This window comes from Aquabacterium sp., from assembly GCF_004297345.1.
Lineage (GTDB): Bacteria > Pseudomonadota > Gammaproteobacteria > Burkholderiales > Burkholderiaceae_C > Aquabacterium.
In genome coordinates this window covers 1-6086 of sequence record NZ_SCTN01000443.1, presented here as the reverse complement: position 1 = coordinate 6086, position 6086 = coordinate 1, and the positions used below count along the sequence as shown (strand labels likewise).

Genomic DNA, 6086 nt, shown 5'->3' with positions numbered 1-6086 from the left:
GGTCCAGATCGATATCAATGGTCAGGCCCTGGCCGCGAGAGGACTGACGGCGGTTGATGTGGTCAACGCGCTGAGCGCGCAGAACCTGACCCTGCCTTCTGGCACAGCCAAGATCGGCGCTCAGGAAGTCAGTGTGGCGCTCAATGGCTCGCCCGGCAACATGGCTGCTTTGGGCGACATTCCCATCACGACGGTCAATGGCGCCACCGTGTATGTGCGTGATGTGGCACAAGTGCGAGATGGCTATCAGCCGCAGACCAACGTGGTACGTCGTGATGGAGAACGTGGCTTGCTGATGACCGTGCTCAAGAACGGTGGGGCCTCGACGCTGGACATCATTGACGCCATACGCAGTGAGCTGCCCAAGGCCGTGCTGGCACTGCCCGAGGACATCACCGTGACCTCGTTGGCGGACCAGTCCGTCTTTGTCGGGGCCGCGATCAAGTCGGTTATTCATGAGGCGCTGACCGCAGCAACCCTGACGGCAGCCTTGTTGCTGCTGTTCCTTGGCAACTGGCGCAGCACCGCGATCATTGCGGTGTCGATTCCGCTGTCCATCTTGTGCTCCTTGTTCCTGCTGCACCTGATCGGGCAGACGATCAACATCATGACCCTGGGCGGCCTTGCCCTGGCGGTCGGTATCCTTGTGGATGACGCGACGGTGGAGATCGAGAACGTGGAGCGACACCTCCACATGGGCAAACGCCCACATCAGGCGATTCTCGACGGCGCGGCAGAAATCGCCGGGCCAGCCTTTGTGGCCACGCTGTGCATCTGCATCGCCTTCGTGCCGATGTTCTTCCTCACGGGCGTCGCAGGCAAGCTGTTCATTCCCCTGGCCGAGGCTGTGGTGTTTGCCATGCTGGCGTCATACGTGCTGTCCCGCACTTTGGTGCCCACGCTGGTGATGTACCTGATGCAGCACCAGGCTAGACACGCTGGCAGCGGCCTGGAAGCGCCTGGTCGTTTGCGTCGCGTTCACCTGGCGTTCGAAGCGTGGTTTGAAAAGCTGCGACAGGGCTATACCGTTGTGTTGGCAGCCTTGTTGCAACGCAAGGTGATGTTTGGTGGCGGCTTTCTGGCTTTCTGTTTGCTCTCCACTGGGCTGTTTGCCGTGTTGGGGCAAGACTTCTTTCCGGCCGTGGATGCCGGTCAGATCCGCCTGCACGTGCGTGCCCCGCTGGGCACCCGCCTGGAGGAAATGCCTTCGTTCGTTGACAAGGTTGAGAAGCGTGTGCGCGAGCTGATCGGCGCGCAGGAAGTGGCCAGCATCGTGGACATCGTTGGTGGACCCTATACGCCGTACAACACTCTCTACAACACGAACGGCACTTTCGACAGCAGTGATGTGGAGATCATGGTCACGCTGCCCCGTGAGCATGCGCCCACGGCTGAGCACATTCGCAAATTGCGATCAGCCTTGCCCAGGGAGTTTCCTGGCAACGAGTTCTATTTCCAGCCGGCCGACATGATCAGCCAGACGCTGAACTTCGGGGTGAGCGCGCCGATCGACATCCAGGTACAGGGCACCAAGACGGAGGAGAACCTCGCGGTGGCCAGCGAACTGCTCAATCAGGTCAAGCAGGTGCCTGGCGCCGTTGACACCATCCTTTATCAGCGCTTCAACCGGCGTACCCTGAATCTGGAGATGGACAGGTCCAGTCTGGCGCAGACAGGCCTGGTTGCGCGTGATGTGGCTCAGAACCTGATGGTGTCCTTGAGTTCAAGCTTCCAGACGGCGCCCACGTATTGGCTGAATGAAGCCAACGGCAGTGTTTACAACGTGGCCGTGCAAACGCCACAGCGAGACATTGACAGCCTGGGCGCCATGTTGAGCATCCCGGTCAACGGCCCGGCGCTCAATGGACAAACGAAGGAGCCGCAACTACTGGGCAACGTCGTTCAGGTCAAGTCGGGTAGCCAGCAGGGCAATGTATCCCACTACAACATCGCGCCTGTCATCGACATCTACACCAGCGTGGATGGCCGCGATCTGGCCAGCACGTATGCCGATATTGAAAAGCTCATCGACAAGGCCCGCGAGAAACTGCCGCGTGGCTCCGAGATCACGGTGCGCGGTCAGATCGAGACGCTGAAGACCTCGTTCGTGTCTCTGGCATGGGGCCTGCTCCTGGCCGTCGTGTTGGTCTACATGCTCATCGTGGTCAATTTCCAGTCCTGGCTGGATGCACTGATCATCGTGACAGCTTTGCCTGCGGCGTTGGCCGGCATCGCGTGGATGCTTTACATCTCAGGCACGCCCTTGTCTGTGCCCGCGTTGACTGGCGCCATCATGACGGTGGGTGTGGCCACGGCCAACAGCATCCTGGTGGTGTCGTTTGCACGGCAAAGGCTGGCGTCCGGGGTACCGCCCATGCGAGCCGCGCTTGATGCGGGCTCGACTCGCCTGCGTCCTGTCTTGATGACCGCACTGGCCATGATCATCGGCATGGTGCCCATGGCGCTGGGCGTAGGCGAGGGCGCCGAGCAGAACGCGCCGTTGGGCCGCGCCGTCATCGGCGGCTTGACGTTCGCCACCGTGTCCACCTTGATCTTCGTTCCTCTCGTTTTTGCTGGCGTGCACCGCTGGTTGCAGTCACGTGCGCCCAACCCACTCGCGCAAGGGGCGTCTGCCCCCCTTGAGGCCTGATGCCCTATGGCTCCTGATGGAATTTGTATGAGCTCTCCTTCCTCTACCCCGGAAACCGCTTGGCCGATTGCGTCGGACAAGCGCCCGATCCGCCGTGCTCGCCGATGGGGGCTATTGACACTGGCCTTGCTGTTGACCGGTGCCGGCGTGCGCACTTACGTGAACGTGGCTCAGGCCAAGTCCGTTGAGTCCAGTACCCATGCCAATGCGCTCAAGACGGTCCTGTTCACGCATCCCAAGCCCGGACAAGGCCAGCGCACTGTGGCCTTGCCTGCGACCCTGCGTGGACAGAACGAAGCGGCGATCTATGCCAGAACCAATGGCTATGTCAAAGCCTGGAAGAAGGACATTGGGGACAAGGTCAAGAAGGGGGATGTGCTGGCTTTGATCGATACCCCCGAAGTGGATCAGGATCTGGCCCAGGCCAAGGCCACGCTGGAGCAAATTCGCGCCCGCCTGGCATTGACGCAATCGTCCTTACAGCGATGGGAAGGCTTGCGCCAGCGTGATGCTGTGTCGCAGCAGGAACTGGATGAGCGGCGTGCTGCCCAGCAGCAAGCCTCTGCTGACCTGGCCGCATCACAGGCCAATGTGCGGCGCCTTCAGCAATTGCATGATTTCGGGCGCATCGTGGCGCCCTTTGACGGGGTGGTGGTGCGACGCAATGTGGATGTGGGTGCACTGGTAGCGGCGGGTAGTGCCAGCAACACGAAGGAGCTGTTCTATCTGGCGCAAAGCGATGCATTGCGCCTGACGGTCGCCGTTCCCCAAGTCTACGTGGGCGATGTGAGCGTGGGCAAGGAGGTATCCGTCAAGCTGATTGAGAAACCGAATGCGCCGTTCAAGGGTTCCATCACACGCGTTTCCGGCGGTGTAGACGTGGCCACGCGCTCTGTGCAGGTTGAAGTGTCCCTGCCCAACAAGGATGGCAAGCTGCTGCCTGGCGCATATGTTGAAGTGGCCTTGCCGCTCAGTGGTTCGACCAAGGCCTTGCTTGTGCCGCCCAATACCTTGCAGTTCCGCCAGGATGGCCCTCGTGTGGCGGTCATCGCCGAGGGCGACAAGATTGCCTTGCGACAGGTCAAGCTGGGACGAGATCTTGGGCGTGCGGTTGAGGTAACCGCAGGTCTGTCACCCAAGGACGAGGTGATCCTGAATCCCCATGACACGATTGAGGAGGGCGAGCGTGTGGCCAAGCGCGAAGTGCCCCCGGAGCCAAAGCCTCAGCAGGGTAGTGCTTCCAAGTCATGAAGGTCGCACCTTGAATTTGCCAGATCCAAATTGATTGCATAAGGATCTGCGGATTCATTACTTTGTCGATTGAAGGCTCGTGCATACAGTCCTTCCACTGTTGTAGACATGGTGAACGGATTGACATGACTTTGCAGGCCAGCCAGCTAGCCTATGCCCGCGGTAATCGCAAGCTGTTTTCCGGTGTGAGCTTTGAGCTTGGGGCTGGTGAGGCAATGCGCGTGGCCGGTCGCAACGGCAGTGGCAAGACCAGTCTTTTGCGCGTGCTGTGCGGCCTGGCTGAGCCCGCTGATGGCGAGGTGCGCTGGAATGGTTTGTCTGTCCATGGTCATCGGGATGCTTTTCATCAGGCCTTGACCTACATAGGGCATGGGCAAGGGTTGAAAGATGACTTGAGCGCGCTGGAAAACGTGCAGATGAGCGCCTTGCTGTCTGGTCGTGCCTGCACCCGGGTTCAAGCGCTGCACGCCCTGGAGCGTGTGGGCTTGCGGGGCCGTTCGGAGTTGCCAGCCCGCGTGTTGTCTCAGGGGCAACGCAGGCGAGTGGCGCTGGCAAGGCTGGCGCTCGCACCCACATCGAGCGCCACGGGTAGCCTATTGGTGCTGGACGAGCCATTCGTGGCGCTGGACCTGGAGTCCGTTTCCGTTCTGACAGATTTGTTGAACGAACGGTTGGCGTTGGGGGCAGCGTTGATTTACACGACACACCAGACCCAGCACCTGAATGCAAAGCGTGTCCAGGAGTTGGTTCTTGATGCGCCGCAAGCGGATGCCATACAAGGGCTCGAGGCGGTTTGATGTGGGTGGTTTTTTGGGCCGTGATCCGGCGCGATACCTTGCTGGCGTTTCGACGCCGTTCGGACGTGCTGAGCACCTTGTTCTTCTTTCTGATGGTGGTTTCGCTGTTTCCTCTTGGCGTTGGGCCCGAGCGGGATCTGCTGCGCACCATGGCGCCGGGGGTACTGTGGGTGGCTGCCTTGTTGGCCAGCATGCTCTCCTTGGGGCGTTTGTTCGCGCTCGATCACGCAGACGGCACGCTGGAGCAACTGTTGCTATCGCCAGAACCTTTGAGTGTGATCGTGGCGGCGAAGGTGTTGGCGCACTGGCTGGTATCCGGCCTGCCGTTGGTGGCGCTGGCCCCGGTACTGGCGTTGCAGTTCGACTTGCCTGGCGACGCCATCTCCGTGCTGGTTGCCAGCTTGCTCTTGGGGACACCTGTGCTCAGCCTGATAGGTGCGATTGGTGCGGCGTTGACGCTGGGCTTGCGAGGCGGCGGTGTGTTGATCGCCTTGCTGGTGCTGCCTTTGTATATCCCCGTGTTGATTTTCGGTGCCAGTGCGGTGGGGGCGCAGGCCAGTGGGCTCGGCGCTGCCGCCCATCTTCAATTGCTGGCGGGTGTGCTGGCGGCTTCAGCCGTCCTGGCGCCTTGGGCTGCAGCGACGGCCTTGCGCGTCGCGATGGACTGATCCCCGCAGACAGTCACTGAGAGGATGTACAGATCATGACCTTGGCACCAGATTTTTCAAACGCGAATCGCAGACAACTCAAACCGGATGGCCGTTCTCACTTCGGCTCGAGCCCATGGCTGTGGCAGTTCGCGGCGCCTCAGCGTTTTTATCCATGGGCTGGTCGCCTTGTGCCTTGGCTGCTTGTGCTGGCCTTGTCGTTGACCTTGATCGGCCTGTACGTGGGGTTCTTTGTTGCGCCAACCGATCATCAGCAGGGGGATGCCTATCGCATCATCTTCGTGCATGTGCCAGCGGCCTGGTTGTCCATGCTGATCTACGTCGTGATGGCATTTTGGGCTGGCCTGGGCTGGGTACTCAACACGCGCCTGTCGTCGATGATGGCGCGCGCGCTGGCGCCCACTGGTGCCTTGTTCACGTTTCTGGCGCTGTGGACCGGCGCCTTGTGGGGCAAGCCAACCTGGGGGACCTGGTGGGTCTGGGATGCGCGTTTGACATCCGAACTCATCTTGCTGTTTCTCTATATCGGCTTCATGGCTTTGCAGGCTGCCACTGATGATCCTCGCAAAGGCGACAAGGCAGGTGCTTTGCTGGCACTGGTGGGGGTGGTCAATGTGCCGGTGATCTATTTCTCTGTGCAATGGTGGAACACCTTGCATCAAGGGGCCTCCATCAGCTTCAAGGCTGCGCCGACCATGGCCAGCACGATGTTGGTGGGCA

General features: G+C 60.6%; 5 protein-coding genes. All 5 read left to right on the top strand.

The features are described from left to right. A partial coding sequence (locus EPO09_RS17190; RefSeq protein ID WP_290644841.1) for an efflux RND transporter permease subunit occupies window positions 1-2650 on the top strand: 2650 nt, incomplete at its 5' end. Window positions 2651-2677: 27 nt separating this feature from the next. Further along, window positions 2678-3901, top strand: a complete 1224-nt coding sequence (locus tag EPO09_RS17185; protein ID WP_290644839.1) for an efflux RND transporter periplasmic adaptor subunit — start codon at window positions 2678-2680, stop codon at window positions 3899-3901. A 125-nt stretch (window positions 3902-4026) separates the two neighbouring features. Continuing rightward, window positions 4027-4698 carry a cytochrome c biogenesis heme-transporting ATPase CcmA gene (gene ccmA / locus EPO09_RS17180; protein WP_290644837.1) on the top strand — a complete coding sequence of 224 codons (672 nt, stop codon included), beginning with the start codon at window positions 4027-4029 and terminating at the stop codon, window positions 4696-4698. Continuing rightward, complete coding sequence (ccmB, locus tag EPO09_RS17175; RefSeq protein ID WP_290644835.1) at window positions 4698-5366, top strand: heme exporter protein CcmB; 669 nt, start codon at window positions 4698-4700, stop codon at window positions 5364-5366. Before ccmA ends, ccmB begins: the two co-directional genes overlap by 1 nt. A 35-nt stretch (window positions 5367-5401) precedes the next feature. Next, a partial coding sequence (gene ccmC, locus EPO09_RS17170) for a heme ABC transporter permease CcmC (protein ID WP_290644833.1) occupies window positions 5402-6086 on the top strand: 685 nt, incomplete at its 3' end.

What these genes read in the sequence shown, in the direction of transcription:
- EPO09_RS17185 (WP_290644839.1), top strand. Translation starts at nt 2,678, where the DNA reads ATGAGCTCTCCTTCCTCTACCCCGGAAACCGCTTGGCCGATTGCGTCG.
- ccmA (WP_290644837.1), top strand. Translation starts at nt 4,027, where the DNA reads ATGACTTTGCAGGCCAGCCAGCTAGCCTATGCCCGCGGTAATCGCAAG.
- ccmB (WP_290644835.1), top strand. Translation starts at nt 4,698, where the DNA reads ATGTGGGTGGTTTTTTGGGCCGTGATCCGGCGCGATACCTTGCTGGCG.